Origin of the sequence: Brevundimonas vesicularis (assembly GCF_900445985.1) — a bacterium.
GTDB lineage: Bacteria > Pseudomonadota > Alphaproteobacteria > Caulobacterales > Caulobacteraceae > Brevundimonas > Brevundimonas vesicularis_D.
The window spans coordinates 834869-860394 of sequence record NZ_UAQP01000005.1 but is presented as its reverse complement, the minus strand read 5'-3'; the positions used below and the strand labels follow the sequence as shown (position 1 = coordinate 860394).

Sequence of the window (25526 nt, the reverse complement as noted above, 5' to 3'; positions counted from 1 at the left end):
GATCCTCAGCCCTTGCGCAGTTGCAGGGCGCTCCAGGCGTCGTGATGGATGGTCTGCTCGACCGTGAAGCCCAGCGGCAGATAGGCCTCCAGCACCCGCTCCTCCTGCGTGCGCAGCAGGCCCGACAGGATCGCGACCCCGCCGCTCTTCAGCGCTGCCCCGATCTCGGGCGCCAGATGCACCAGCGGCGCGGCCAGGATGTTGGCGAACACCAGATCATACGGCTGATGCTGGGCGATGCGCGGATCGCTGAGACCATCGGCGAAGTAGAAGTCGCACTTGGCCTCGTTGATCTCGGCGTTCTCATTGGCGATCCGGGCCGAGGGCTCGTCGATGTCGGTGCCGACCGCGATGGGCGTGCCCGTCTTGGCCGCCGCGATCGCCAGCACGCCCGTGCCGCAACCCACGTCCAGCACCTTCTCGAAGCTTTCGGTCTCCAGCAGCTTGTCGAACGCCTCCAGGCAGCCGACCGTCGTGCCGTGGTGGCCTGTGCCGAAGGCGGCGCCGGCGTCGATCTTCAGCGTGACGCGGCCCTCGGGCACCTTGCCCTGATCGTGTGCGCCATAAACGAAGAACCGTCCGGCCTCGACCGGCGGCAGACCCGACAGCGACATGGCCAGCCAGTCGGCGTCCGCCAGCTTCTCGACCAGCACCGTCACCGGATAACCCGCCAGCACCGCCTTCAGCCCCTCGACCTCGTCATCGGTCGTGGGGAAGGCGTCGATGCGCCAGACGTCGTTGTCCTCGTCCTCTTCCAGGATCGAATAGGTCGCGCCTTCCAGTCGCGGATCGGCGTCGACGGCCTCTGCGGCGGCCTCTGCGGCGGCGCGAGGGCCACGGGCGATTATCTGAAGTGCGGACTCGGACATTTTTCAAACACCGGTAATATGGCGAATCGTAGCGATCCGGTGCTGAACGCCCGTCGCCGCCGCGTTTTTATCAAACCGAGGGGTCGGGGAATACATGGCCAAGTCACCGTCTACGTCTAAACCAGCGTCGCCAAAGCCGGCGACCGCCGCTTCCAAGCCTAAAGCCGCGCCGAAGTCGAGCGCCGTGAAGACCGCCGCCAAGAAAACCGCTGCGCCCAAGGCCGCGGCAAAGCCGGCGCCGGCTGCGCCGAAGCCCGCTGCCGCCAAGACTGTCGCGCCCAAGGCTGCGGCGCCCAAGGCTGCGGCGCCCAAAACCGCCGCTCCCAAGGCCGCCGCTAAGCCCGTCCCCGCCAAGGCCGCAGCCAAGCCGAAAACCACCCCTGCCGCCAAGGCTGCTCCGAAAGCCGCGCCCAAGGCTGCTGCACCCAAACCCGCCCCCGCCCCCGCCGCCGCCAAGGCGGCAGTGAAGGCTGCTGCTCCGAAAGCGGCCGCGCCCAAGGCTACGGCGACCAAGCCCGCAGCGACCAAACCTGCTGCGCCCAAGGCCGCCGCTTCAAAAGCAGCCGCCGCTCCAAAGGCCGCGCCTGCCGCCAAGCCGGTCGCAGCAGCGCCCAAGCCTGCGGAACCCGTCGCCGCGCCCAAGCCTGCCGCCACCCCTGCGCCCGCCGCTGCCCCCGCCGCTGCGGCGTCCGCGCCTACGCCGGCTCCGGCTCCCAATCCGGTCGAAGCACCCAAGCCGGCGCCCGCCGCCAAGCCCGAGGAAAAGGGCTTCTTCGCCAAACTGGGCGATATGATCTTCGGCAAGCGCTGATCGCACTTCCACTCTGATCCAGCAGATCGCCGGACGGCTCGCCCGTCCGGCGATTCTCGTTGTGATCGTCTCAGTGAAAGTCGCGCGATCCCGGCAGGATACGGACATCGCGCGGATGTCGACCGGTCGGGCTGCGCGGCGCTTGCGGGTATTTCACAGCATCCGCCCGCGACAGTTCGACCTGCAGATCGTAATCCTCGGAGAGCCGGCTCAGTTCAGCCGAGCGGTCCACGACTTTTCGCACCATGATGTGCAGCACGCCCTCGATGCTTTTTTCGATCGTGCCCTCTACCTCCATCAGCCGCGCGGCCATCACCTCGCGCCGGAAGGTCTCGAACAGTCGTGCCCAGATCAGCGCATTCACCACCCCTGTTTCATCCTCCATCGTCACGAAAATGGCGTTGCCCGTGCCCGGTCTTTGTCGAACCAGCACGACCCCTGCCGCACGCACCAGACGACCATGCTTTTGGGCCATGACTTCGGCGGCGCTGAGGACGCGTTCGGCGCGGAACATCGGACGCAGGATCTGCATTGGATGCCCCTTCAGCGACAAACGCGTCGTCTGATAGTCGGTGGCGATATGCTCCTTGAGCGGCATCATCGGCAGGTTCGCCGCCGCCTCTTCTCCCAGTTCTCTCGCCCGCGCCGCCTGAAACAGCGGCAGCGGCTCATCGTCGGGCAATCGCCTGACCGCCCACAGTCCCTCGCGTCGATCCAGTCCCATCGACCGAAACGCGTCCGCATCCGCCAGCTTGCGCATCGCTGCGGATTCTACACGCGTTCGTCGCGCCATCTCCTCCACATCAATGAAGGGCGTATCTCTCGCCACGACGATCCCGTTCGCCCAGGCCTGTTTGAACCCGTCGATCTGGCGCATGCCCAAGCGCAGAGCCAAGCCCCGCTCGCCCGGCTCGAGCGTATTGTCCCAGACGCTGTGATTTACATCGATCGGCCGCACCTCGACCTTCTGCGGACTCTCCTGTGCATCCCTTACCAATTGCGCCGGCGCATAGAATCCCATCGGCTGGCTGTTCAGCAGCGCACAGGCGAACACCGCCGGATGATGGCATTTGATCCAGGATGAGATGTAGACCAGCCGGGCGAACGAAATGGCGTGGCTCTCGGGAAAGCCGTAGGAGCCGAACCCCTTGATCTGTTCGTAGCATCGCTCCGCAAAGGCCGGATCATACCCTCGCGCCACCATGCCCTTGACCATGAGTTGCCCGAAATAGTTCAGGTTCCCATCGCCCCTGAAGGTCCCCATGGCCTTGCGCATGCCATTGGCCTGTTTGTCGTTAAAGCCGGCCGCGACCATGGCGACCTTCATCGCCTGCTCCTGAAAAAGCGGCACGCCTAACGTCTCCTTCAGCACGTCTTTCAACTCATCGGGATGGCCATGTCCTGCGCCAGGCGATGGATAGTCGACGGTTTCCAGCCCTTGTCGTCGTCGCAAATAGGGGTGGACCATATTGCCCTGGATCGGTCCCGGCCGAACGATCGCCACCTGAATGGCAAGGTCATAGAACCGCTCCGGCTTCAGCCTTGGCAGCATGTTGATCTGAGCCCGGCTCTCCACCTGAAAGACGCCGATGGACCGCCCCTCCTGCAACATCTTGTAGGTCGACTTGTCGGCGTCAGGGACCGTGTTCAGCTTTAACTCCTGCCTATTGTGTTCAAGCAGCAGATCGAACGCCTTGCGGATACAGGTCAGCATTCCCAGCGCCAGGACATCGACCTTCATCAAGCGCAGCGCGTCGATGTCGTCCTTGTCCCATTCGATAAAGGTCCGATCCGGCATGGCCGCATTGCCGATAGGAACAAGTTCATCCAGTCGATCCTGGGTCAGGACAAAGCCGCCGACGTGCTGAGACAAATGCCGAGGAAACTCCAGCAGCCGCCGGGTCATTGCGATAGCGCGCGCTAAGGTCGGATTGCCGATCTCAAGCCCGGCCTGCTCCACATGACGATCCGGGATATCCGATCCGAAACTGCCCCACTGGCTTCCCGCCAGCCGCGCCGTGACGTCTTCGGTCAGCCCCATCACCTTTCCGACTTCGCGAATGGCGCTGCGCGGGCGATAGCGGATCACGGTCGCGGCTATGCCTGCGCGGTGGCGACCATATCGCGAATAGATGTGCTGGATGACCTCCTCACGCCGTTCATGTTCGAAATCGACGTCGATGTCGGGCGGCTCATTGCGGTCTGACGACAGGAAGCGTTCGAACAACACATTGTGCACGCTGGGATCGACCGAGGTGATCCCAAGAACGTAACAGACGGCCGAGTTCGCCGCCGAACCCCGTCCCTGGCACAGGATGCGCTGGTCATCCGCAAATCTGACGATGTCGTGGATTGTCAGGAAATAATGGGCCAGCTGTTCCTTCGCGATGAAGGCCAGCTCCTTTTTCAGAAGGTCTCGCACCTTGACCGGTACGCCATCCGGATATTTCAGGGTTTCATAGGTCGCCACCAACGAAACCAGACGATCCTGCGCCGTCATACCGGGCGGTACAGGCTCTTCCGGATAGTTGTAGGTGAGTTGGCCAAGATCGAACCCCACCCGCGCCAGGAAGTCCTGTGTCTCGGCTATCGCCTCAGGCGCGTCGGCAAACAGGCGGCTCATTTCCGCGGGCGGTTTCAGGTGGCGTTCTGCGTTCTGATCCAGACGGCGACCTGCCGCCTCCAACGTTACGCCCTCACGGATACAGGTCACGACATCCTGCAAGTCTCGTTGTTCCACGTCGTGATAGAGGACATCATTGACCGCCAGTAGGGGCGTGCCGGTCTCTGCGCCAAGCGCCTTCAGCCTCGCCAGCCTTCGGCGGTCGTCGCCCATTCGGTGCATTGTGGCGCCCAGCCAGACAGCACCTGGAGCGGCCTGGTTCACCTGAGCGAGCAAGGACTCCAATCCCTGCGTTCGACGCGGCGGCATGACGATCAGCAGCAAGCCTTCAGGGGCTCGCAACAGATCGCCTAGACCCAGCTCGCACTGCCCTTTCTTTGCCCGGCGATTGCCAAGCGTCAGCAGCCGACACAGACGGCCCCAACCCTGCCGATCTTCAGGATAGGCCAGGATGTCCGGCGTCCCGTCGTTGAACCGCAGTCGCGCGCCCAGGATCAGCTTGAAGGCCTCGGCCCGCGCCTTTATTGTCTCTGGGTCGAGATCGACCGGGAACTTGTCTTCCACGAGTATCGTCTCGCCGGGACCGCCGCCCTGACGCACCTTGTCCGGCGGCGACCAGCCGTCTTGGCGCAGGGTCTTCAACGCACTCCATGCCCGCACCACCCCGGCTAAGGTATTGCGGTCGGCCAATCCCATGCCTGTATGTCCCCGCAGGATCGCGCTCAGCACCAGATGCTTCGGATGAGACGCCCCTTCCAGGAAGGAGAAGTTGCTACGCGTCGCCAACTCGGCATAGGCGGTCATGCGAAAACGCCATGCAGGAACCAGCGTGGCGCCGGCTCCTCGCCGTAAAAACCCGAGCGGAACAACCAGAAGCGCCGTCCCTCCTGGTCCTCGACCCGATAATAATCCCGCGTGGCCTCCAGCGGCCCCCGCAATCTGCGCCACCATTCGGGCGCGATCCGTTCGGGCCCCTCGACCCGGACGAGACGATGATCCACGCGACGCCAGATGAAGCGGTTGGGCGGATGGTCGGGCACCTCCGCCGTGGCGAGGATCGGTTGGGGCGGGTCGAACATCTGCAAGGGACGCAGCGGCGGATCGACGGGATCAGGCTCGGGCCAATTGACCTGTTCGCCGGATGGCAGGGCCGCAGGAGTCAGTCGAACCGCGCGCTCGGGCCAATGAGACTCCACAGCTTCGAACCGTCTGACAGCCGCTGGACCCAGGCGCGCTGTCAAGCGATCCACGAGACGTCCCAGATCCTCGGCACCCGGCGGGGTGCGCTCGAAACCGCCCTGACGCGAAGCCAGTCGATCGGTGACAGGCGCCGACAGGCGCAGCTGATCAAACCCGAACCCTGGATCCAGCGGCTTCGCCAGCGCCGCCAATCTTTCCCGAAACAGGCGGAAAACGCCGAAAGCGTCTCGACTCGGCCGCCCCGTTCGGACGGTGATATGGCGCACCTCCCCATCCACACGAAAGAAGCTGACCCGAAAGGCGCGCCCGCCCTGACCACGCAAATCCAACTGATCCATCACCTCGACGAGCAGATCGCCGATGACGGCTTCGACATCGATCATTTCCGTTATCGGCTCGAACAGGATCCGGCTCACAGCGATCATCATGATCGGCCGTTCGGGTCTTATCCGCGTATCCTCACGCCCCAGGACGCGGTTCAGCCGGGTCGCCGCCACTGCGCCAAAGCGGGCGGCGATGAGGGCCGTGGGGCGATCGTCCAGATGCGCCAGGGTCTTCAGCCCAGCGCGCGACAGGGCCTGCGTCTCCTTGTCAGCAAGCTCCAAGGCCGCGACGGGAAGACGACGCAGAGCCTGACGCTGGCTCGAACCCTCGTAAATCCCACCGCTTCCAAACCGTGCCGAGGCACGCGCAGCTTCCGGCGTGCCGGCCATGGCCAGCCGCACCGCCAGGCCGACGCGACGCGCCCGCGCCTCGACGGCCTGCATCATTCCCATCTCGCCTCCAAACAGGTGGGCGCAACCGGTCACATCAAGCGCTAGGCCATCCGGACCGTCCGTCGCCGCCATCGGCGTGAACCGGCCGAAGTCCAGCAGAACGCGCTTCAACAGCGCCGCATCCGCTTCCGGACGATGCACGACCACGCGAAGATCCGGCGCCCTGGCCCGCGCGTCCGCCAGCGTCATTCCAGCAGACAGTCCCATCTCCAACGCCTGCCGATTTGCGGCTGCCAGCCGCAGCGCGCCCTTCACCTTCTCGACCAGCACAGTCGCCGGCTCAGCCGAAGCGTCGGATCGCCCCTCCTCGCGCCGCAGCCGATCTGTCGACAACAGAGGAAACCAGACCGACAGGTAGCGCCGGTCGTTGCGCGTGTTGATGTCCGGCATTGCGCCCACCCTGTTCAAAAACTCCGCGCTCACGATCCCATTCCATGGTCCAGGCCTTCGGCGGCGCGCCCGACCGATGCCGCAACAACTCGACCCCATAGTTCGGACGGCCGGGAGCATCCGCCTCCAAGGCTTGGGACAAGGCTGCGCGAACGCGCCAGCGAGTCTCGGCTGCGCTGGGCTGGGGTTGAGCCGCCAGTCGGGTCAGGATCGCCGTCGCCCGTCCCTGCCCCGCCGCCATGGACAGACGTCGTGTCGCCGTCAGACTTAAGACCCGGCTTTCACCCCAGGTCGTAAGCAGCACCGCACCCGCTGCGCCGGATGATAGAGCCTCCTCACCCGCCGCCAGCAGGTCCTTGGCTTCCTTGACGCTCACCAGAATCACGCGGCCGGGATCCAGACCCAGCTCGCACAATCCGGGTCCGTAGATCTGGCCGGTCTCCAGCCCGGCCATGGCCTGGATGCCCCACAGCAATGGTCGATCCTTCAAGGCCCGCTGAATCAGACCTATGGCAAACCCCAAGGCGGCCGTCGCATCCGCCGTCTTCTCCGCATAGATTTCGTGCAGACCATGGCTCGAAAGCCCGCCGATGTGCCGGTCCGCTTCTACGTGACCCAAGTCAAAGCGGTCGGTGTCGGTCGGATGACCGTCCGTTTCAATCGCCTTCAGGCGCTGACGCAAAGCCTCAATACCGCGGTCGGACCGCACAACAGTTCTCCTTTTGTTCTCTTATATGCCGCTCGCACCGCCGTCGGAGTCAAGCGCAAGCACCCTGGCCATGGGAATTTATTCCGCCCCCTGGCGGCGGAATACCGAGAATACTTGACTTTGACGCAGGGACTTCTATATCGCCCCCAGCCTCGGGACAGGTCTGCGATCCGCGCCGCCCGCTCGCCCAAAGAGGGGCGGTTCCGTCGCTGCTATGCACGCAGACGCTTTCTCTCCCAAGGATTCATGACCGAATTTTCCCAACTGGGCCTTTCGCCCACGACCCTTCAGGCCGTCGCCGACACCGGCTACACGACCGCCACGCCCATTCAGGAACAGGCGATCCCCGTCGCCCTCGCCGGCCGTGATGTGCTTGGCATCGCCCAGACCGGCACCGGCAAGACCGCCGCCTTCACCCTGCCCCTGGTCGATCGCCTGTCCACCGGCCGCGCCCGCGCCCGTATGCCGCGCGCTATCGTCCTGGCGCCGACCCGCGAACTGGCTGACCAGGTCGCCGAGAGCTTCGCCAAATACGCCAAAGGCACCAAGCTGAGCTGGGTCCTGCTGATCGGCGGCGTCTCCATGGGCGACCAGGTCGCGGCGCTGAACAAGGGCGTCGACGTCCTGATCGCCACCCCCGGCCGCCTGCTGGATCTGTTCGAACGCGGCAAGATGCTGCTGACCGGCGTCGAGATCATGGTCGTCGACGAGGCCGACCGCATGCTGGACATGGGCTTCATCCCCGACATCGAGCGCATCTTCAAACTGACGCCGCCGCGCCGCCAGACCCTGTTCTTCTCGGCGACCATGCCGCCGGAGATCACGCGCCTGACGACCGCCTTCCTCAAGGATCCGACCCGGATCGAGGCCTCGCGTCCGGCGATGACCGCCGACACCATCACCCAATACATCGTCCGCATCCCGACCTCGGACCCCAAGGCGAAGCGCACCGCTCTGCGCGCCCTGGTTGGCCGTGAGGACGTGCGGAACGGCATCGTCTTCTGCAATCGCAAGTCCGAAGTCGATATCGTCGCCAAGTCGCTGAAGACCCACGGCTTCGACGCCGCGCCGATCCACGGCGACCTGGATCAGTCACACCGGATGAAGACCCTAGCGGACTTCCGCTCGGGCGCGCTTAAGATTCTGGTAGCGTCAGACGTCGCCGCGCGCGGTCTGGATATCCCGGACGTCAGCCACGTCTTCAACTACGACGTCTCGCACCACGCCGACGACTACGTCCACCGCATCGGCCGCACCGGCCGCGCCGGCAAGCTGGGCCAGGCTTTCATGATCGTGACCCCGGCCGACGACAAGTCGCTGGATAAGGTGCTGAAGCTGATCAAGAAGGATCCGGAAGAGCTGGTTCTGGACGGCATCGACTTCACCGCCATCAAGGACGGCCCTCGCCGGGATGACAAGCGCTCGGGCGAACGCGGTCGCAGCCGATCGCGCACAAGCAGCGCGGCCACCCCGTCCGCAGAGCCTGTCGACATGGCCGCCGTCACCGCTGCAGAGCCTACAACCCCAGAGCCCGAAGCGCCGCGCAGCCGCAGCCGCAGCCGCCGCAAGGCCCGCCCAGAAGCGCCGGTGGAAGTCGCAGTTCCCGCAGCCAGAGCCGCTATCGAGCCGGAGGCGACCGTCGAACCCGACGAGACGGCTCGCGCTCCGCGCCCCGAGCGCGCAGATCGTGAACCGCACCTGTTGCAATCGGACCGTCGCGGCGATCGCAAGGCCGACAAGATTGACGCTCAACGTCAGGGTGTGCGTGGATTCGGCGACGACATCCCCGCCTTCCTGCGCCGGCCTGTCGTCATCCGCGCCTGAATTCGTACACAACGGCGCAGCGAAGGCTGCGCCGTTTACCCTGCATTACGGAACATCCCCTAGTGTGCGCCCCGACACGGCTCCAGAACAGGGCCTCAGGGGAAGAAGAATGTCGAAAAAGGTCGAGACGGCGCTAAGAGCTCCTCAAGCTTATGCTTTGGCGCGTAACGTCATCGGCGAGATGGAAAAGGCCGGTATCTGGCCGACCCCGCTGAATTTCGAACTCTGGTTGCATTACATCAGCGACCCCGACGGCCCTCTGGCCCAGGAAATCCAGCGCCTGCTCGCGCAGTCGACCGCCATTACCGACAAGACGTCGGAAATGTTGGCCGCCGAGTTCCTCCCACGCGGACGCTTGCCGGATCAGATCCGCGACGTCGGCGCCGTTCTGGACCGCGAACTGGCCAGCGTCGCCAGCGCTATCGCCACAGCCCATAAGACCCAGCACGACTATGGCGAAACCCTCGCCGACGCCTCTCAATGCATGGAAACGGTCGATGACCCCTCCTCTTTGAAAGACCTGGTCGGCGGACTGTCGACTGCGACCAACCGCGTGCGTCGAGAGACGGCGATTCTCGAAAAGCGGCTGGAGAACTCCAACAGGGAGGTCATCCGCCTGCGCGAGAACCTGGAACAGGTGCGGCGTGACGCCATGACCGACGCCCTGACCAATCTGGCCAACCGCAAGGCCTTCGACGAACAACTGGAGGCCGCCTGCGCAGAAGACGACGGGTCTCCGCTCAGCCTGGCCATCCTCGACATCGATCACTTCAAGCGGTTCAACGACACCTGGGGACACCAGACCGGCGACCAGGTGCTGCGCTATGTGTCCACGGTCCTGTCCAATGTCTGTGGCAAGACCCGGTTCGCCGCGCGGTTCGGCGGCGAAGAGTTCGCCATCATTTTCCCCGGTGAGGGCGCTGGCGTCGTCATGGCGGCGCTGGAGAGCATACGCTACGATATCGCCTCACGTGCTTTGCGTCGCCGCTCGACCAATGACGACCTCGGCTCGGTGACGGTTTCGGCCGGCTTCGCTCAGCGCCAAAAGGGCGAAACGGCCGCCAGTCTGCTCGAACGGGCCGACGCCGCCCTGTACGAATCCAAGCGCGCGGGTCGAAACTGCATCACGCAAGCCGCCATCCTGGAAAAGGCGGCTTAGACCTGACAAGGCTAAGCTTTCTGGCATAGTCGCTCGATGCGCAGCTTCGCCTTCAATGTCGCCTACTGGATCCTGTCGATCAGCTACGGGCTGACCGCCGCCTTCGCCGCGCTCGCCCCTGGCCGCGGCCCGGCCAGCTGGGTCATCCGCCGCTATGTGAAGCGAATGGTCCAGGCCATGGCGGTCTTCGCCGGCATCAAGCTGGACGTTCGCGGCAAAGATCGATTGCCGGAGGGCGCCTTCATCATCGCTTCTAAGCATCAAAGCTGGGGCGACGGCTTTGCGACCTATGACCAGTTCGACGACATCGCCTTCGTCACCGGCGATCACCTGGAAAAGTTTCCCCTTCTGGGCGGCGTCCTGAAGAAGCTGGGCGCCATCGTGGTCAACTCCTGCGGCGGCCACGAAGCCCGCAAGGCCCTGGCCATGCGCGCCGCCGAGGCCCGCGCGGAAAACCGCAAGATCCTGATCTATCCTGAGGGGCACCTCGCGCCTGTCGGGAAGAAATACAAATACCGCTCGGGCGTCTGGCACATGTACCGCGACTTCGACGTGCCCGTCGTGCCGCTCGCCACCAACCTCGGCCTCTTCTGGCCCGATGAGAAGTACGAAAAACACCCCGGCACGGCGACGCTGGAGTTCCTCGCCCCCATCCCCGTCGGCCTGCCAAAGGACGAGTTCCTCGCCCGTTTGGAAGGCGTGATCGAGGCGCGCACCGCAGAATTGGTCGCCCAGGCTACGGGCAAACCCGTCACCCCGGCCGTGCTAATCGACGCGCCGATAAAATAGCGTCTTCCAAGGCGCGACATCATCCACACGAAAAAGGCCGGAGCGATCTCGCTCCGGCCTTCGTCATTTCAGGTCGACCGCGTAATTAGGCGGCGCCGTCGGCCTTTTTCTTGGAGGCTTCCGAGTAGATCAGCAGGGGCTGGGCCTTGCCGTCGATGACCTCGGCGTTGACCACCACTTCCTCGACGCCTTCGAAGGTCGGCAATTCGAACATGGTCTCCAGCAGGATGCCTTCAAGGATCGAACGCAGGCCGCGCGCGCCGGTCTTACGCGTGATGGCCTTCTTGGCGACGGCGATCAGAGCGTCGTCGGTGAAGGTCAGTTCGACATTCTCCATCTCGAACAGACGCTTGTACTGCTTAACCAGCGCGTTCTTCGGCTCTGTCAGGATGGTGACCAAGGCGGCCTCGTCCAGGTCTTCCAGCGTCGCCAGAACCGGCAGACGGCCGATGAACTCGGGAATCAGGCCGAAACGCATCAGATCGTCTGGCTCGACGCCCTTCAGGATGTCGCCCGTGCGACGCTCGTCGATTTCCTTGACCTGGGCGCCGAAGCCGATCGAGGCGCCCGCGCCGCGCGCCGAAATAACCTTCTCCAAGCCCGCGAATGCGCCGCCAACGATGAACAGGATGTTGGCGGTGTCGACCTGCAGGAACTCCTGCTGCGGATGCTTGCGGCCGCCCTGAGGGGGCACCGAGGCGACGGTGCCTTCCATGATCTTCAGCAGGGCCTGCTGCACGCCTTCGCCCGACACGTCGCGGGTGATCGACGGATTGTCCGACTTGCGGCTGATCTTGTCGATTTCGTCGATGTAGACGATGCCGCGCTGGGCCCGTTCGACGTTGTAGTCGGACGCCTGCAACAGCTTCAGGATGATGTTCTCGACATCCTCGCCCACATAACCGGCTTCGGTCAGGGTCGTGGCGTCAGCCATGGTGAAGGGCACGTCGATGATGCGCGCCAGCGTTTGCGCCAGCAGCGTCTTGCCCGAGCCGGTCGGGCCGATCAGCATGATGTTGGACTTGGCCAGTTCGACGTCGTTGTTCTTCGTCGCGTGGTTCAGGCGCTTGTAGTGGTTGTGAACGGCGACCGAGAGGACCTTCTTGGCGTGCGACTGCCCGATGACATAGTCGTTCAGAACATCGCGGATTTCCTTGGGCGTGGGTACGCCGTCGGTCGTCTTCTTGAAGCCGATCTTGTGCTCTTCGCGGATGATGTCCATGCACAGTTCGACGCACTCATCGCAGATGAACACGGTCGGGCCCGCGATCAGTTTGCGGACCTCGTGCTGGCTCTTTCCGCAGAACGAGCAGTACAGGGTGCTTTTGGCGTCGGTGCCGGCTGCTTTGGTCATAGACCCTTATCTCACTCCCGCGGGGCGGACCGAAATGGCCCGCAACGCGCTTCCCTCACGTTGATTCCAGCACTCTGGACGCAAAGGTCTTCAAAAAATGACAATCACCCATCACACGTTCCGCGACAACCCCGAAGGCGACACGGGATTGTTGCAGTGCGTGAATGGATCAGTGTCGACGGGGATCAAGGCGAATGTCTGACATGGGTATCGTGCAGGATTTACGCCAGTCCACGGCGAATGGACGTGCCATCGTGGCCTTCGATTTCGACGGCACCCTAACGATTCGCGACAGCTTCACCGAATTCTTGCGCTGGCGCGTCGGTCCGGGCGCCTGGGCATTGGGGCTGGTCAAGCTGGCCCCTGCCCTCGCCGTCTACGCCAAGGATCGTGACAGGGGCCGGATCAAGGCGGCGTCCGTCCGGGAGTTCTTGCACGGCGTGGACCGCCAGACGCTCGAAGCGGAAGCCGCGGCGTTTGCGCAAGAAGTCTGGCCGCGCTTCATGCGTCCCGATGCGCTCAAGGTCTGGAACGACTGGGGCGAACGCGGGGCGCACCGCGTCATTGTGACCGCCTCTCCCACCACCACCGTTACACCCTTCGCCCGAAAGCTGAGCGCCGAGGCTCTGCTGGGCACCGAGTTCGTCTTCGACGCGGACGACCGAATCACCGGCGGGTTCGCTGGCCCTAACTGTCGCGGCGAGGAGAAGGTGCGGCGGCTTAAAGCGGCCTATGGCGAGGACATGGCGCTGACCGCCGCCTATGGCGACACCTCGGGCGACACGGAGATGCTGGCGATGGCGCAGCAGCCGGGTTTCAGGGTCTTTCGCCAGAAGCGCTAGAGCTCAGTTCCCGTCGACGTCCACGTCGAAAACCATTGCCTTGCCGCGCGAGGTCGGATCCCAGCCGGCCTCGATCGCCGAGGCGACCGCGGTGCGGACGGCGTCGACATTGACGCGCTGCTTTTCCACGTCCGGCCGGCCGTTGGGCCGAAGCGGCGGCGGAAACTGCACGATGGCCTCACGTTTGAAGTTGGTGTGGCGCAGCGATACGGCCATGCCCTCCCAGACATTGCCGCCCTTGGGCTGAGGTTGGCGACGAAGCTCCCAGACGTAGCTTTCGCCATCGACTTCGACCGTGCCGCTTTGATCTCGTGTGAACTGCATGGCGGTTCCGATAGCACAAAATGAAAAGGGCGCGCCGCAACGGGCGCGCCCTTTCGTCATTCGACGGCTGTCTTAGTTGCCCGGCGTCTTCACGCCATCGGCGTCGGCCTGTTCGCGGCGATCGTAAACGTGGTCAACGATACCCCAAGCCTTGGCTTCCTCGGCCGACATGAAGTGATCGCGGTCCAGGGTCTTTTCGACCTCCTCATACGTCCGGCCCGTGTGGTGGACATAGATCTCGTTCAGACGACGCTTAGTGTAGCGGATGTCGGCGGCGTGCAGTTCGATGTCCGACGCCTGCCCCCGGAAACCGCCCGACGGCTGGTGCACCATGACCCGCGCATTCGGCAGGGCGATCCGCTGGCCTGCGGCGCCGGCCGTCAGGATCAGCGAGCCGGCCGAAGCCGCCATCCCCATGACGACGGTCGAAACCGGGCTCTTGATGTATTGCATCGTATCGTAGATCGCGAGCGCCGAGGTCACCTGACCACCGGGGCTGTTGATATACATGCTGATTTCCTTTTTCGGGTTCTCCGATTCCAGGAACAGCAGCTGGGCGCAGATCAGAGACGCCATGCCGTCCTCGAACGGTCCCGTCAGGAAGATGATCCGCTCGCGCAGCAGGCGCGAGAAGATGTCGAAGGAGCGCTCGCCGCGGCTGGATTGCTCCACCACCATCGGCACCAGGTTCATGTTCATCAGTTCGATCGGATCGCGCATTTAGCCTTCTCGTAATACGGCCTCACTCGGGCCTTCTGCGACTCACGTGTCGCACTGTCTGTCACGAGATATCGCGTCGCTAACGCCACCGCGCAAGGCGCAGCAGTGCTATTCCTCGTCCAAGGATCGCCGACGCCGCAAGCCATCCGCCAACGATCGCTCCATGTCGTCCTTCTGCGACGCAAAGTTTGCGGCATTGGCGTCGGCATCATACAGGGCGCTCAGATAGCTGTGATCCCATTCGGTCATGCCGTGAAGTGCGGCGCCGGGCGCAAAGAGATTGAGCACGGTATCGTGCGCCGTAAAATCTGCTTGAGGGTCAATCTGCGCCAGGGCGACCATCGCGATATAGTCGGCCAAGCTTGACGCGGGTACTTGGGCTGTCTTCGTGACATCGATGACGATGATCACCCACGCCATGTCATAGCGTATGTTCGCACGCAATCGCGTGACAACACGGTCTGCAACAACTGGCGGGGCTTCGCCATCCAATGCGATTGCAAGCTTGCCGGTATCATCACTGACCGGCATCGCCACATGCCACCAACGAACAGCCGCATCGGAATTTTGAAAGCGGCGCAGCGCCGACCGGCCCAAATCCGTTCCGCTATCGCCCGGATGGAAGCTTCGAAAATCATCCCGGACCAATCCCTGCGCTGTCAGGTCAGCGGCGTCCGTCGCGACAATGATGACATTTGCGCGACACGCTCCGTCACCGACGCGAACGCGCAGCGATCTCGCCTCGTCTCTAACGCGATCTGAGATGATCGACGACAAGCCCCGTTCAAGATTAACCACAGCGGGGCAGATCGCTTGGTTCCAGCGTGCGAGCGTCGCCTGCGGAAACGGCGCCGAAACGGCGGCGACGAATGCCTTGGCCTGCGTCTCAACAGGCGTGCTCTGCACCACGATATCGGGCAGAACGACCGGGGAAGCATCGGACGACGACTGGGGAAGGACCAACGCCGCAGCAGCAGCCAAAGTCGCCAAACCCGTCATCGCCAATCCCCCCTGAAAACAATCAGCCTTCGTCGTCTTCCTTCAGCAGCTCTTCCTTGGTGATCGGCTTGTCGGTCACGTCGGCGACGCCCACGATCAGGTCGACGACCTTCTCTTCATAGATGGGGGCGCGCATCTGGGCGGCGGCGTTGGGGTTCTGGCGGTAGAAGTTCAGAACGGCCTGTTCTTGGCCCGGATAGTTGCGGGCTTCCTGCAGAATGGCGGCGTTCAGTTCCTGATCGGTGACCTGGACGTTGTTGGCGCGACCGATTTCGGCCAGCACCAGGCCCAGACGCACGCGGCGCTCGGCGATCTTGCGGTATTCGGCCTTCAGGTCTTCGTCCGACTTGGCGGCGTCTTCTTCCGGCAGACGACCAGCGGTCTTGTCGGCCTCGACCTGCTGCCAGATGCCGTCGAACTCGGCGTCCACCATCTTCGGCGGCAGCGGGAAGTCATGGGCCTCGTCCAGTTGGTCCAGCAGGGCGCGCTTCAGCTTGAAGCGGGCGGCGCCGGCGTACTGCTGGTCAAGGTTGGACTTCAGCAGTTCCTTCAGCTTGTCCAGCGACTCCAGACCGATGCGGGTGGCGAACGCGTCGTCGATCTTGGATTCGGCTTCCGCCTTGATGGCCTTCACCTTGATGTCGAAGGTGGCTTTCTTGCCGGCCAGATGGGCGGCTTGATAGTTCTCGGGGAAGGTGACCTCGATGGTCTTTTCCTCGCCGACCTTGGCGCCCGTCAGCTGCTCTTCGAAGCCAGGGATGAAGCGGCCCGAGCCGATCACCAGGTCCGCGTCCTCGGCGGCGCCGCCTTCGAAGGGCTCACCGTCCAGCTTGCCCAGGAAGTCGATCGTCAGTTGGTCGCCTTCCGCGGCCTTGACGGTCTTGCCCTTCTTGTCTTCGTAGGTCTTGGCCTGACCTGCCAATTCCGTCAGGGCCTCGTCCAGATCGGCGTCCGACGCTTCATAGGTCGGGCGTTCCAGCTTCAGGGTCTTGGGATCGACCGGCTCGAAGTCCGGCATGATTTCGAGCGACATTTCATAGGCCAGGTCTTCCTGACCGGCGATGACCTTGTCCATGTCCGAAGTCAGCTTCATCTCGGCCGGCGCGGCCGGGCGGATCTTGGCTTCGTCGAGGGCCTTCTGGCTGGTTTCGTTCAGCTCGGCGTTGATGATCTCGCCCATGAACTCACGGCCGAAGGTCTTTTTGACGTGGGCGACCGGCACCTTGCCCGGACGGAAGCCCTTCAGCTTCACCTGCGGGGCGACTTCCTTGACGCGGGCTTCGAGCTTTTCGTTCAGCTCCGCCACGGGAATGGTGACCGCGATCACGCGGCTGAGGCCTTCGTTCGACTTTTCGACGACTTGCATGGTCGGGATTCTGACGCTCTGGGGCGCATGAGCCATCGAGACGGCCGGCGCGGAATGGATAAAGCAAGAAGGCCGCCCCGTGTGGAGCGGCGCCTCGAAGCCCGCCCTTATGTCGAGAAGGGCCCGAAAGGTCAACGCGGGCGTGGTCAGAGCCGGTGGTTTCGCGGCCTTTGCGTGGCTATGTTGACCAAATGAGCCAACCCGCCTCCCCCATCGGCGTCTTCGTCACGCCCGTCACCCCGCTTCAACAGAACTGCACGACTGTCTGGTGCACCGCCACCAACAAGGCCGCCGTGATCGATCCCGGCGGTTCGGTCGATGCGGTGCTGGGCGAGGTCACGCGGCGCGGCCTGACGCTGGATCAGATCTGGATCACCCACGGCCATCTGGATCACGCGGGCGGCGCGGCCGAAATGCAGGAGAAAACCGGCGTCCAGATCACTGGGCCCCAGAAGGCCGACCAGTTCTGGATCGACCGAATCGTGGAGAGCGGCCGGATGTACGGCCTGCCCGACGCTCGCCCCTTCGCGCCGGACCGCTGGCTGGAGGACGGCGACACAGTATCGTTGGGAGAAACGACCTGGGACGTGCGCCATTGTCCAGGCCACACGCCCGGGCACGTCATCTTCTTCAATCGCGCGGCGCGATTCGCTCAGGTCGGCGACGTTCTGTTTAAGGGCTCGGTCGGTCGGACCGACTTCCCGATGAGCGATCCGCCCGCACTGATACGCTCGGTGATTGAAAAGCTCTGGCCGCTGGGCGACGACGTCACCTTTGTGCCGGGCCACGGGCCGATCTCCAGCTTTGGTGAAGAGCGACGGACCAATCCGTTCGTGTCTGACGCCGCAATGCGACAGGCCCCGATCCAGCGTGAGCCGTCGGGGCCTGCCTGAGCCTAATGATCGTGTGGCTTATCGGCGCAGGATCATGCCGATGATGACGCCGATGCCCAACGCGTAGAGCGTCGCCTTCATCGGATTGTCCTGAATGTCTTCCTGTACACGGTGGACGCGTCCGGAAATCTTCTCGCGCACCAGACCTGCGTCTTCTCTGACCGCCTGTCGGACCGAAGTGGTCTTGCTGAAGCTGCGGCCCTCGCCCTCGGCGAGAATGGCGTCCGCCTGTCGGTCCAGACGTTGGGTCAGATCGTCGTCTTCCAAGACGATGTCGTCGGGTGATGTCGCGCTGATTGGGGTGTTGGTCATGTCGATCTCCATGGTTCGCTGAACAAACAGGCGTTGCGAACCATGGTTCCTTTTTGAACGCTGGCGATCACGGTGCGTTGGTTGATCGCACAAGGAGCCGCCCATGACCTACGTCGAACCCACCCCGACAACGCCGCAACCCGAGATCCAGCCTGAGCCGACGCAGCAGCCGGAAATACAGCCGTCAGACACCCCTGATGAAGTTCCGCCGATGGAACCGGATGGCGGCGGCGAAGGTGATTCGCGGCCTTATGGCGCTGGGTAAAGTCAAACTCACTGGGCCTTGAGGATTGCGACAGTAAAACGGAGTTCCCGACGGAACCGTCACGGAGTCACTGGGTTCACTTCAGCAAGCGCAACGGCAGCACTGAAAGGAACACGATGGACAGCCAACCCACCCGACCCTCCGGCGTTTCCAAGCGAGGTTTTGCCTCCATGGATCCGGAACGTCAGCGCGAAATCGCGCGCAAAGGGGGCGCCAGCGTCCCCAGTGAAAAACGCAGCTTCTCCCAAGACCGCAGCCTCGCCGCACAGGCCGGCCGCAAGGGTGGAGAAGCGTCGCACGGAACCAAGAAAGACGCGGACGCAGCCGAAGGGCAGTAGTCAGTTAGACTAGATACAAACAGGGCGGCCCATCGATCGATGCGCCGCCCTTTTTCTTGTGCGCGATCAGCCGCGCATTCGGCTCAGGCGCGCAGGACCGCCAAGGCGACGCTCGGCGCCGGAGAGGTGTCGATGCGCACGACCGTCCAGCCGGAGGCGGCAGCCATGGTCTGGATCGATTCTGGCGTGAACTTGCGCGAGCTTTCGGTGTGGATCGTCTCGCCGGTCATAAAGCGGAATGTCCGCTCTCCGATGTGCGCAGTGGTCGGCGCAATCGCCTGCAGATGCATTTCCATGCGCGAGGCGTCCGGGTTCCACACGGCGCGGTGAACAAAGGCGTCCACATCGAAATCGGTATCCAACTCGTGATTGGCGCGGATCAGAACATTGCGATTGAAGGCCGCCGTCACGCCCTGGCTGTCGTCATAGGCGGCGACCAGGATTGCAGGATCTTTGACCAGATCGACGCCCAGAATGAACAACGCCCCCTCTCCCAGCATCCGACGCGCCGCCGCCAGGAATTGCTCGGCCTCATCCGGCTGCAGATTGCCAATGGTCGAGCCGGGAAAGAAGCCGATCCGTCGCCCCGACGGCAGGTCGTCGGGCAGCGGCGCCAAACGCTCGAAGTCGCCCAGAACAGGCTGCACACGCAGTTTCGGATAATCAGCACGGACGCGAATGGCCGCGTCCATCAGGGCGCTCTCGCTGATGTCGAGAGGAACGTAGGCGCCGAGATCGGTGGCGGCATCCAACAGAATCCGCGTCTTTTCACTGGCGCCGGATCCGAACTCGACCAGTACGGCGTCGGGGCCGAAGTCGGCCGTCAATTCTGCCGCGCGATCGCGCAACAGAGCCATTTCCTGCCGGGTCGGATAGTATTCCGGCAGCACGGTGATGTCTTCGAACAGGCGCGACCCGTCCGCGTCGTAGAACCACTTTGGCGGCACGGCCTTTTGCGCGCGCGACAGCCCCTCGATCATATCCTTTCGAAAGGCGGCGGTTTGGGCGTCGTCCGCGGCGGCGTCTCGCGCCACGGTTCGATCTTCAGCCAGTCTCAAACCCATGAAGGCCCACCTCTGTTGGGGATAGAAGAAGTTGCGATAGGTGATGCGGTCATGACCCGGCGGCGTGGCGAACGATCCGCCCCGCAGCACCATCTGATTGGCCATGAACTTGCCGTTGTATTCGGCGGCGGTGCCCGGCGTCGGCTGGAAGCCGGGATAGGGCGCATAGGCGCTGGACGTCCACTGCCACACTTCGCCAGCCAGGTTCGTGAACGCATCAGGCGAAGAGTCAGCGGCATGTTCCCACTCCGCCTCGGACGGCAGCCGCTTGCCGGCCCAGCGGGCATAGGCGTCGGCCTCGTAAAAGCTGATGTGGCGAACCGGCGCGGCAAGATCGACAGGTGTACGCCCCGTCAGCCCCATCACGGTCCAGTCGCCATTCTCCAGACGCCAATACAGCGGCGCAGTCCAGCCCTCGGCCTTGACCGTCGCCCAGCCGTCCGACAACCACAGTTCGGAACGCGAATAGCCGCCATCCTGCATGAAGGCGATCCAGTCGCCGTTCGTCACCAGATCCGCAGCCAGAGCGAACGGCCCCAGCCAGACACGGTGCGCAGGCCCCTCATTGTCGAAGGCGAAGCCCGCTTGGTCGTGGCCTATCTTCACCAGACCGCCTTCGAACGCCACCGTTCCACCGCGCCTGATCTGAAGCGGCTCGGTTCTGGGTTCAATCTCATAGGCGGTGGGGTCGAGCGGAGAGCGCGACATCAGGTTCAGCATATCCATCAGGAAAAGCTCCTGATGCTGCTGGTCGTGGTGCAGCCCCAGCTCGAACAGATAACGTTGATGCCCGCTCGTCTCGCCCTGCGCCAGCCAAGCGATCATCCGGCGGTCGATCTCTCGCCGATAGGCCAGGACCTCGTCGACGGAGGGGCGAGTCATCAGCCCGCGCTGGTCCCGCCTGACCCGCTCGCCCAAAGCCTCATAGTAGGAGTTGAACAGCTGCTGAAAACGCGGATCGACGGGCTGGTATCCGGGATCGGACGACAGGATCATCGCCTCGAAAAACCAGCTTGTGTGCGCCAGATGCCATTTCCCTGGGCTGCAATCCGCCATCGACTGAGCTGACAGATCCTCGGCAGACAAACCTTCAGCCAGAGCGATCATGCGCACGCGAACGGCCTTGAACCGCGCCACGTCTGACGCAACCCGCGGGTCGGGCTCGGAGCGCGCATTCATGTCAGCTGTCCCGTCCGACACCAGCCCCAGCGCCTTGTCAGTGCCGAACAAACGCACCAACAAGGCCAAGGTTCCCAAGCACTTGGCGTTCGGGATCACACATCAGAGCATCGGGCGGCCGCCATGTTTGGCGTATTCCAACCGCGCGATGGTGCGATTATGGACCTCGTCCGGGCCGTCGGCGATGCGCAAGGTGCGGACACCCGCGTAAAGCTCGGCCAGGGGCGTGTCGCCCGAGACCCCGGCGCCGCCGAACGCCTGAATGGCGTCGTCGATGATCTGCAAAGCCATCTTCGGCGCGGCGACCTTGATCTGCGCGATTTCGGAGCGGGCGTTCTTTGCTCCCGCCTGATCCATCATCCAGGCGGCCTTCAGCACCAGCAGGCGGCACATCTCGATGTTGGTGCGCGCCTCCGCGACGCGCTGTTCCCACACCGAATGCTCGGCCAACTGCTTCTTGAACGCCGTCCGGTTCAGCAGTCGCGTCACCATCAGTTCCAGCGCCCGCTCGGCTGCACCGATGGTGCGCATGCAGTGGTGAATACGGCCCGGGCCAAGCCGCCCTTGGGCGATCTCGAAGCCCCTCCCCTCGCCCGCGATCAGGTTCTCGACCGGCACGCGGACGTTCTCCAACACGACCTCGGCATGGCCGATCGGCTTTTCGTCATAGCCGAACACCGACAGCATCCGCTCGACGCGGAAGCCAGGCGTATCTGCCGGCACGATGATCTGCGACTGCTGGGCGTGGGATGCGGCGTCGGGGTCAGTCTTGCCCATGACGATCGTCACGGCCAGGTTCGGATGGCCCATGTTGGTCGACCACCATTTGCGGCCGTTAATGACATAGTGGTCGCCGTCCCGCTCGATCCGGGTCTGGATGTTGGTGGCGTCGGACGAGGCGACCTCAGGCTCGGTCATCAGGAAGGCCGAACGGATTTCGCCGGCCATCAGGGGCTTCAGCCAGCGCGCCTGCTGCTCGGCGTCTCCGTACATATGGAGCACCTCCATATTGCCGGTGTCGGGGGCGTTGCAGTTGAACACCTCGGCCGACCACAGATGCCGCCCCATCATCTCGGCCAGCGGCGCGTATTCCAGATTGGTCAGACCCGCCCCGTGTTCGCCGGGCAGGAACATATTCCAAAGTCCGGCCTCCTTCGCGGCCGCCTTCATCGTCTCCATAACCGGCGGCTGACGGTTCGAATCCTCGCGGACCTGTGCGAAATATTCTGCTTCGCGCGGGATGACCTGCTCGTCCAGGAAGCGACGGACGCGGGCGTGCCAATCCAGGGCGCGGTCGGAGTGTTTGAAGTCCATGTCGTTTCCTCTTTCCCGTTCGCGTCTCTGCCGGACGCTCGATACGAAAACGGCGCGGCCCCTGGTCGGGAGCCGCGCCGCCATAACTAGTCGTTCAGACCGGCATCAGCGCTTCAGCAGCGGAGCCAGCTTCTGGGCGATCATCATGTCGCCGGCGATCTTCAGCTTGCCCTGCATAAAGGCCATCATTGGGTCCAGCTTGCCTTCCGACAGGGCCATAAAGTCATCCCACTTCATCGAGACGGTGGCGTCGGCGGGCTTGTCCTCGTTCGTCACCGTGTTCGGCGTGGAGGCGCCGTCGATGTAGATCTTGCCCTCGTCGCCGAGGTCGAGCTTGACGGTCTTGCCGAGGCCGGAGTTGTCGCCGACGGCGCCGCGGATGTGTTCGGTGACTTGTGCGAGATCGGGCATTGGGGGCGTCTCCCTGTTGGACGTTGTGAACTACGGGTTAGCCCGCATCGGCGGGGGCGCCAAGATCACGTCGGGGAAAGCTCGGTCACTTCTCGTCAGCGGATCTGGAATACAGACTGGCTGCGCCTAGCGCGACCATGAAGAAGGCGAACGCCGTCACGATCGCGGCGACGAAGGGAATAGCGGATTGCGGCATTGGAAATCTCCTCTGCCGCCTTTCTGAGCCCTATCGCGCCAGCGCGCCTTGATCAGGATCAAACCCTTATTTGTCGGGATCGCCGTCGCGGAACCGCCACTTCATCACCAGCACGCCGGACGCCATCACCAGGGCGCACGCGTTGGCGACCGTGACAGGCCAGGCCTTTGTCATGATCCCATAGACGACCCACAGCACGAAACATGTCACGGTCAGGGAATAGGTCTTCAAGCTGACCGACGACGCATCGCGCTCCTTCCAAATCTTGACCGCCTGGGGCGCGAAGCTGGTGATCGAGCAGATCGCAGCCGCTGACCCGACGACGTTGGCGATGAGGTCGCTCACGGGGCGACCCTCCGCGTGCCTTCATTCTGTCTCGCCATCCTTGACCTTCACCTTCAGCCTTCGGCTCCCCTGTCCGAAAGCGCGGCGCGGCGAAAGGATGCTCGACCGGCGGGTCCGAGCGTCAGTCGGCCTTGGGTTCGGCCCGCTTGCCGATCGTGCGGTCCAGGAAGTCGAGATAGGTGCGCCATTGTTGCAGTTGCCTCGGGTCGCCGCGGACACCGTGCCGCTGGCCGGGATAGAGCATCATCTCGAACGGCACGCTCTTGGCCTGCAAGGCGTCGATGACGCGCGTCGCATTGCCGAAGATGACGTTGTCGTCGGCCATGCCGTGCAGCAGCAGCAGCCGCCCCGTCATGTCATCCAGTCGCGGCAGGACGTCGGTGGCGGCATAGCCTTCCGGATTGGCCTGGGGCGTGGACATATACCGTTCGGTATAGTGGGTGTCGTACAGGCTCCACTCCGTCGGCGCCGCGCCCGCCAAGGCCGAGGCCAGGCCGGCGTCCTTGTCCGTAAGGGTCAGCAGGCTGAGGAAGCCCCCGAAGCTCCAGCCCATAACCGCGATATGGTCGGCATCGACGTAAGGCAGGGTCTTCAGCCATTGCGCGGCCTGGGCCTGATCCTCGACCGCCGGAATGCCCAGACGGCGATAGATGCTGGTCTCGAACGCCTGCGACCGGTCGCCTTCACCGCGATTGTCGACGCGGAAGACGATGTAGCCCGCCTCGGTCAGCAGTTGGTTGGTCAGGGGCTGCCAGCTTTTCTGCACGCCCGCCCCGGTGCCGGGGCCGCCATAGACCTGCATCACCACCGGATATTTCTTGGACGGATCGAAGTCGGGCGGCGTGGTCATGCGCCAGACCAGGGTCTGGCCGTGGCTCTGCATCGTGCCGAACTCGGGCGTGCGAAGGCGTGAGACGTAGGGGGCGAACGGATGGCTGGCGTCGAGCTTGTTCTCTTCGATCCAGCGCACGCGCGTGCCGTCGATGCGGTACAGCGCCGACTGCGTCGGGGTCGCCGGGTCCGAATAGTTGCCGACATAGGCGGTCGCCGGCCCGTTAACCGACACCGTCCACCAGCCGCCGCCCGGCGTCACCGCGACCGGATCGACCGTGCGGTTCAGATTGGCGCGGAACATCTGCTGCTCGATCGGCAGTTCCTTGCCGTCGCGCATCGAGGCGGTGAAATAGACGTCCCCGGTCTGCTCGTTGACGCCGTCCAGATGTTTGACCGGATAGTCGCCGCGCGTGATGGCCCGCAGCCGTCGCCCGTTGCGGTCGTACAGATACAGGTGCCGCCAACCCGAATCCTCGTTGGACCAGATGAACCGGCCATCAGACAGGACGCGGAAGTCGTCGTTCAGATCGACCCAGGCCTGCGCCTTCTGGCTGAGGATCACGCGTGACGCGCCGGTCGTCGGATCGACGCTAAGCAGATCCAAAGTTTTCTGGTCGCGCGACTGACGCTGGACATACAGGGTCTTGCCATCGCCTGACCAGTTCACCCGCGCCAGATAGATGTCGGTATTGGATCCCAGGTCCACCTTGACCCGTCCCCCGCCCTGCAGGTCGCGCACATACAGTTCGACCACCGCATTGGGTCGGCCCGCGCGAGGATAGCGCTGCTCCACCATCGTCGCGCCGCCGCCGGTGATTTCGAAGCGCGGCACGATATCGACCGAACTCTCGTCCACGCGCGTCATGGCGATGTAGCGCTCCTCGGGGCTCCACCAGTATCCGGTGTCGCGATCCATCTCCTCCTGGGCGATGAACTCGGCCGTGGCCCAGGTGATCAGACCCGCGCCGTCGTCGGTGATCGGCGTCTCCTTGCCGCTCGCCAGATCATAGACGACCAGATTCTGATCGCGGACATAGGAAACGTAGCTGCCCTTGGGCGACACCTTGGCGTCGATCTCGTCAGCCGGCGTCTCGGTCAGGCGGCGCACCTTGCCGTCCGCCCGGCTCGCCAGGAAGATGTCGCCTTCCAGCGGCGCCAGGATGTAGCGGCCCTGCTGGTCCCAAGAATATTCGACCACGCCTCGCGCACTGATCCGCATCCGCTCGCGCCGGGCCTTTTCGGCCTCCGACAGTTCGCCGGCGTCGGGAACCAGCGCCCGTGCGTCGATCAGCTTGTAGGGTTCGCCCTCACCCGTCGGCGCGGCCCACAGGTCCTGCACATCCACATTGTCCTCGCGCGAGCGCAGGAAGGCGACCAACTGGCCGTCAGGCGACAGGCTGACCCCCTTGGCCACCGGCCCGTTCAGGCTGGGGCTGGAAAACACCCGCTCGGGCGTCAGGATGTTGGAGGGCGTCTCCTGCGCAAGCGCCGAACTGGCGGACAGGAGGATGGTCGAGGCGAGAAGAAGGGTGCGCATGGGTCGGGACGCTAGCGGTGCTTCTGCAAGCCGTCACGAGGAAATGTCGTCGCCGGGTGAAAGGCTTGTCCTTCCCTGCGAGG

23 protein-coding genes are annotated in these 25526 nt (G+C 63.9%); 8 read left to right on the top strand and 15 right to left on the bottom strand.

Annotated elements, in window-relative coordinates; genetic code table 11:
- Positions 1–5: 5 nt before the first annotated feature.
- Positions 6–869 (bottom strand): 50S ribosomal protein L11 methyltransferase, encoded by an 864-nt coding sequence (locus tag DT343_RS04290; RefSeq protein ID WP_039243620.1) that lies wholly within the window; start codon positions 867–869, stop codon positions 6–8.
- Positions 870–1053: 184 nt separating this feature from the next.
- Between DT343_RS04290 and DT343_RS04280 the strand changes: the two genes are divergently transcribed.
- Positions 1054–1680: a histone gene (locus tag DT343_RS04280; protein ID WP_112861872.1), complete on the top strand. Its 627-nt coding sequence runs from the start codon at positions 1054–1056 to the stop codon at positions 1678–1680.
- Positions 1681–1750: 70 nt separating this feature from the next.
- Here DT343_RS04280 and DT343_RS04275 read toward each other — a convergent pair whose 3' ends face one another.
- From DT343_RS04275 to DT343_RS04265, 3 genes are read right to left on the bottom strand one after another with little or no spacing between them, the layout of a single operon-like run.
- The gene (locus tag DT343_RS04275) at positions 1751–5107 is read right to left on the bottom strand and encodes an error-prone DNA polymerase (RefSeq protein ID WP_112861871.1); all 3357 of its coding nucleotides are present in this window, start codon (positions 5105–5107) and stop codon (positions 1751–1753) included.
- Complete coding sequence (locus DT343_RS04270) at positions 5104–6669, bottom strand: Y-family DNA polymerase (protein WP_112861870.1); 1566 nt, start codon at positions 6667–6669, stop codon at positions 5104–5106. Before DT343_RS04270 ends, DT343_RS04275 begins: the two co-directional genes overlap by 4 nt.
- Complete coding sequence (locus DT343_RS04265; protein ID WP_112861869.1) at positions 6560–7378, bottom strand: ImuA family protein; 819 nt, start codon at positions 7376–7378, stop codon at positions 6560–6562. Before DT343_RS04265 ends, DT343_RS04270 begins: the two co-directional genes overlap by 110 nt.
- A gap of 246 nt (positions 7379–7624) precedes the next feature.
- Here DT343_RS04265 and DT343_RS04260 point away from each other — a divergent pair, with 246 nt between their 5' ends.
- The 3 genes from DT343_RS04260 to DT343_RS04250 all read left to right on the top strand — a co-directional run bounded on the left by DT343_RS04260 (position 7625) and on the right by DT343_RS04250 (position 11150).
- Positions 7625–9202, top strand: coding sequence for a DEAD/DEAH box helicase (locus DT343_RS04260; protein ID WP_112861868.1), 1578 nt, complete (start codon positions 7625–7627; stop codon positions 9200–9202).
- Positions 9203–9311: 109 nt separating this feature from the next.
- Positions 9312–10361 carry a GGDEF domain-containing protein gene (locus DT343_RS04255; protein WP_112861867.1) on the top strand — a complete coding sequence of 350 codons (1050 nt, stop codon included), beginning with the start codon at positions 9312–9314 and terminating at the stop codon, positions 10359–10361.
- A gap of 36 nt (positions 10362–10397) precedes the next feature.
- The gene (locus DT343_RS04250) at positions 10398–11150 is read left to right on the top strand and encodes a lysophospholipid acyltransferase family protein (protein WP_112861866.1); all 753 of its coding nucleotides are present in this window, start codon (positions 10398–10400) and stop codon (positions 11148–11150) included.
- 85 nt (positions 11151–11235) lie between these two features.
- On the opposite strand, the gene clpX is transcribed toward DT343_RS04250, so the two are convergent.
- Complete coding sequence (gene clpX, locus DT343_RS04245) at positions 11236–12504, bottom strand: ATP-dependent Clp protease ATP-binding subunit ClpX (RefSeq protein WP_112861865.1); 1269 nt, start codon at positions 12502–12504, stop codon at positions 11236–11238.
- A gap of 194 nt (positions 12505–12698) precedes the next feature.
- Here clpX and DT343_RS04240 point away from each other — a divergent pair, with 194 nt between their 5' ends.
- The gene (locus tag DT343_RS04240) at positions 12699–13346 is read left to right on the top strand and encodes an HAD-IB family hydrolase (protein WP_220116458.1); all 648 of its coding nucleotides are present in this window, start codon (positions 12699–12701) and stop codon (positions 13344–13346) included.
- 3 nt (positions 13347–13349) lie between these two features.
- On the opposite strand, the gene DT343_RS04235 is transcribed toward DT343_RS04240, so the two are convergent.
- The 4 genes from DT343_RS04235 to tig all read right to left on the bottom strand — a co-directional run bounded on the left by DT343_RS04235 (position 13350) and on the right by tig (position 16755).
- Positions 13350–13670, bottom strand: coding sequence for a hypothetical protein (locus tag DT343_RS04235; RefSeq protein ID WP_112861864.1), 321 nt, complete (start codon positions 13668–13670; stop codon positions 13350–13352).
- 72 nt (positions 13671–13742) lie between these two features.
- Positions 13743–14390, bottom strand: coding sequence for an ATP-dependent Clp protease proteolytic subunit (locus DT343_RS04230; protein WP_017506180.1), 648 nt, complete (start codon positions 14388–14390; stop codon positions 13743–13745).
- Between the two features lie 108 nt (positions 14391–14498).
- Positions 14499–15389: a hypothetical protein gene (locus DT343_RS04225; RefSeq protein ID WP_112861863.1), complete on the bottom strand. Its 891-nt coding sequence runs from the start codon at positions 15387–15389 to the stop codon at positions 14499–14501.
- Between the two features lie 22 nt (positions 15390–15411).
- Complete coding sequence (gene tig, locus DT343_RS04220; protein WP_112861862.1) at positions 15412–16755, bottom strand: trigger factor; 1344 nt, start codon at positions 16753–16755, stop codon at positions 15412–15414.
- A 191-nt stretch (positions 16756–16946) separates the two neighbouring features.
- On the opposite strand from tig, the gene DT343_RS04215 reads away from it, so the two are divergent.
- Positions 16947–17648, top strand: a complete 702-nt coding sequence (locus DT343_RS04215) for an MBL fold metallo-hydrolase (protein ID WP_112861861.1) — start codon at positions 16947–16949, stop codon at positions 17646–17648.
- A gap of 18 nt (positions 17649–17666) precedes the next feature.
- Here DT343_RS04215 and DT343_RS04210 read toward each other — a convergent pair whose 3' ends face one another.
- Positions 17667–17960 (bottom strand): hypothetical protein, encoded by a 294-nt coding sequence (locus DT343_RS04210; RefSeq protein ID WP_220116457.1) that lies wholly within the window; start codon positions 17958–17960, stop codon positions 17667–17669.
- A gap of 103 nt (positions 17961–18063) precedes the next feature.
- On the opposite strand from DT343_RS04210, the gene DT343_RS17435 reads away from it, so the two are divergent.
- Positions 18064–18225 (top strand): hypothetical protein, encoded by a 162-nt coding sequence (locus DT343_RS17435; RefSeq protein ID WP_181669113.1) that lies wholly within the window; start codon positions 18064–18066, stop codon positions 18223–18225.
- Between the two features lie 116 nt (positions 18226–18341).
- The gene (locus DT343_RS04205; protein WP_112861859.1) at positions 18342–18563 is read left to right on the top strand and encodes a general stress protein; all 222 of its coding nucleotides are present in this window, start codon (positions 18342–18344) and stop codon (positions 18561–18563) included.
- 83 nt (positions 18564–18646) lie between these two features.
- Here the strand turns inward: DT343_RS04205 and egtB are convergent, their stop codons facing one another.
- The 5 genes from egtB to DT343_RS04180 all read right to left on the bottom strand — a co-directional run bounded on the left by egtB (position 18647) and on the right by DT343_RS04180 (position 25443).
- Positions 18647–20806: an ergothioneine biosynthesis protein EgtB gene (egtB, locus tag DT343_RS04200; RefSeq protein WP_112862569.1), complete on the bottom strand. Its 2160-nt coding sequence runs from the start codon at positions 20804–20806 to the stop codon at positions 18647–18649.
- A 102-nt stretch (positions 20807–20908) separates the two neighbouring features.
- A complete protein-coding gene (locus tag DT343_RS04195) occupies positions 20909–22120 on the bottom strand; it encodes an acyl-CoA dehydrogenase family protein (RefSeq protein ID WP_112861858.1) in 1212 nt (403 codons plus the stop codon).
- Positions 22121–22225: 105 nt separating this feature from the next.
- Positions 22226–22531 (bottom strand): SCP2 sterol-binding domain-containing protein, encoded by a 306-nt coding sequence (locus tag DT343_RS04190; RefSeq protein WP_017506191.1) that lies wholly within the window; start codon positions 22529–22531, stop codon positions 22226–22228.
- Between the two features lie 262 nt (positions 22532–22793).
- Complete coding sequence (locus DT343_RS04185; RefSeq protein ID WP_112861857.1) at positions 22794–23072, bottom strand: SemiSWEET family sugar transporter; 279 nt, start codon at positions 23070–23072, stop codon at positions 22794–22796.
- A gap of 121 nt (positions 23073–23193) precedes the next feature.
- Positions 23194–25443 (bottom strand): S9 family peptidase, encoded by a 2250-nt coding sequence (locus DT343_RS04180; RefSeq protein WP_112861856.1) that lies wholly within the window; start codon positions 25441–25443, stop codon positions 23194–23196.
- Positions 25444–25526: the final 83 nt, after the last annotated feature.

What these genes read in the sequence shown, in the direction of transcription:
- DT343_RS04290 (WP_039243620.1), bottom strand. Translation starts at nt 869, where the DNA reads ATGTCCGAGTCCGCACTTCAGATAATCGCCCGTGGCCCTCGCGCCGCC.
- DT343_RS04205 (WP_112861859.1), top strand. Translation starts at nt 18,342, where the DNA reads ATGGACAGCCAACCCACCCGACCCTCCGGCGTTTCCAAGCGAGGTTTT.
- DT343_RS04250 (WP_112861866.1), top strand. Translation starts at nt 10,398, where the DNA reads ATGCGCAGCTTCGCCTTCAATGTCGCCTACTGGATCCTGTCGATCAGC.
- DT343_RS04225 (WP_112861863.1), bottom strand. Translation starts at nt 15,389, where the DNA reads ATGACGGGTTTGGCGACTTTGGCTGCTGCTGCGGCGTTGGTCCTTCCC.
- DT343_RS04260 (WP_112861868.1), top strand. Translation starts at nt 7,625, where the DNA reads ATGACCGAATTTTCCCAACTGGGCCTTTCGCCCACGACCCTTCAGGCC.
- DT343_RS04255 (WP_112861867.1), top strand. Translation starts at nt 9,312, where the DNA reads ATGTCGAAAAAGGTCGAGACGGCGCTAAGAGCTCCTCAAGCTTATGCT.
- clpX (WP_112861865.1), bottom strand. Translation starts at nt 12,504, where the DNA reads ATGACCAAAGCAGCCGGCACCGACGCCAAAAGCACCCTGTACTGCTCG.
- DT343_RS04195 (WP_112861858.1), bottom strand. Translation starts at nt 22,120, where the DNA reads ATGGACTTCAAACACTCCGACCGCGCCCTGGATTGGCACGCCCGCGTC.
- DT343_RS04215 (WP_112861861.1), top strand. Translation starts at nt 16,947, where the DNA reads ATGAGCCAACCCGCCTCCCCCATCGGCGTCTTCGTCACGCCCGTCACC.
- DT343_RS04210 (WP_220116457.1), bottom strand. Translation starts at nt 17,960, where the DNA reads ATGACCAACACCCCAATCAGCGCGACATCACCCGACGACATCGTCTTG.
- DT343_RS17435 (WP_181669113.1), top strand. Translation starts at nt 18,064, where the DNA reads ATGACCTACGTCGAACCCACCCCGACAACGCCGCAACCCGAGATCCAG.
- DT343_RS04180 (WP_112861856.1), bottom strand. Translation starts at nt 25,443, where the DNA reads ATGCGCACCCTTCTTCTCGCCTCGACCATCCTCCTGTCCGCCAGTTCG.
- tig (WP_112861862.1), bottom strand. Translation starts at nt 16,755, where the DNA reads ATGCAAGTCGTCGAAAAGTCGAACGAAGGCCTCAGCCGCGTGATCGCG.
- egtB (WP_112862569.1), bottom strand. Translation starts at nt 20,806, where the DNA reads ATGAATGCGCGCTCCGAGCCCGACCCGCGGGTTGCGTCAGACGTGGCG.
- DT343_RS04235 (WP_112861864.1), bottom strand. Translation starts at nt 13,670, where the DNA reads ATGCAGTTCACACGAGATCAAAGCGGCACGGTCGAAGTCGATGGCGAA.
- DT343_RS04230 (WP_017506180.1), bottom strand. Translation starts at nt 14,390, where the DNA reads ATGCGCGATCCGATCGAACTGATGAACATGAACCTGGTGCCGATGGTG.
- DT343_RS04240 (WP_220116458.1), top strand. Translation starts at nt 12,699, where the DNA reads ATGTCTGACATGGGTATCGTGCAGGATTTACGCCAGTCCACGGCGAAT.
- DT343_RS04275 (WP_112861871.1), bottom strand. Translation starts at nt 5,107, where the DNA reads ATGACCGCCTATGCCGAGTTGGCGACGCGTAGCAACTTCTCCTTCCTG.
- DT343_RS04270 (WP_112861870.1), bottom strand. Translation starts at nt 6,669, where the DNA reads ATGCCGGACATCAACACGCGCAACGACCGGCGCTACCTGTCGGTCTGG.
- DT343_RS04190 (WP_017506191.1), bottom strand. Translation starts at nt 22,531, where the DNA reads ATGCCCGATCTCGCACAAGTCACCGAACACATCCGCGGCGCCGTCGGC.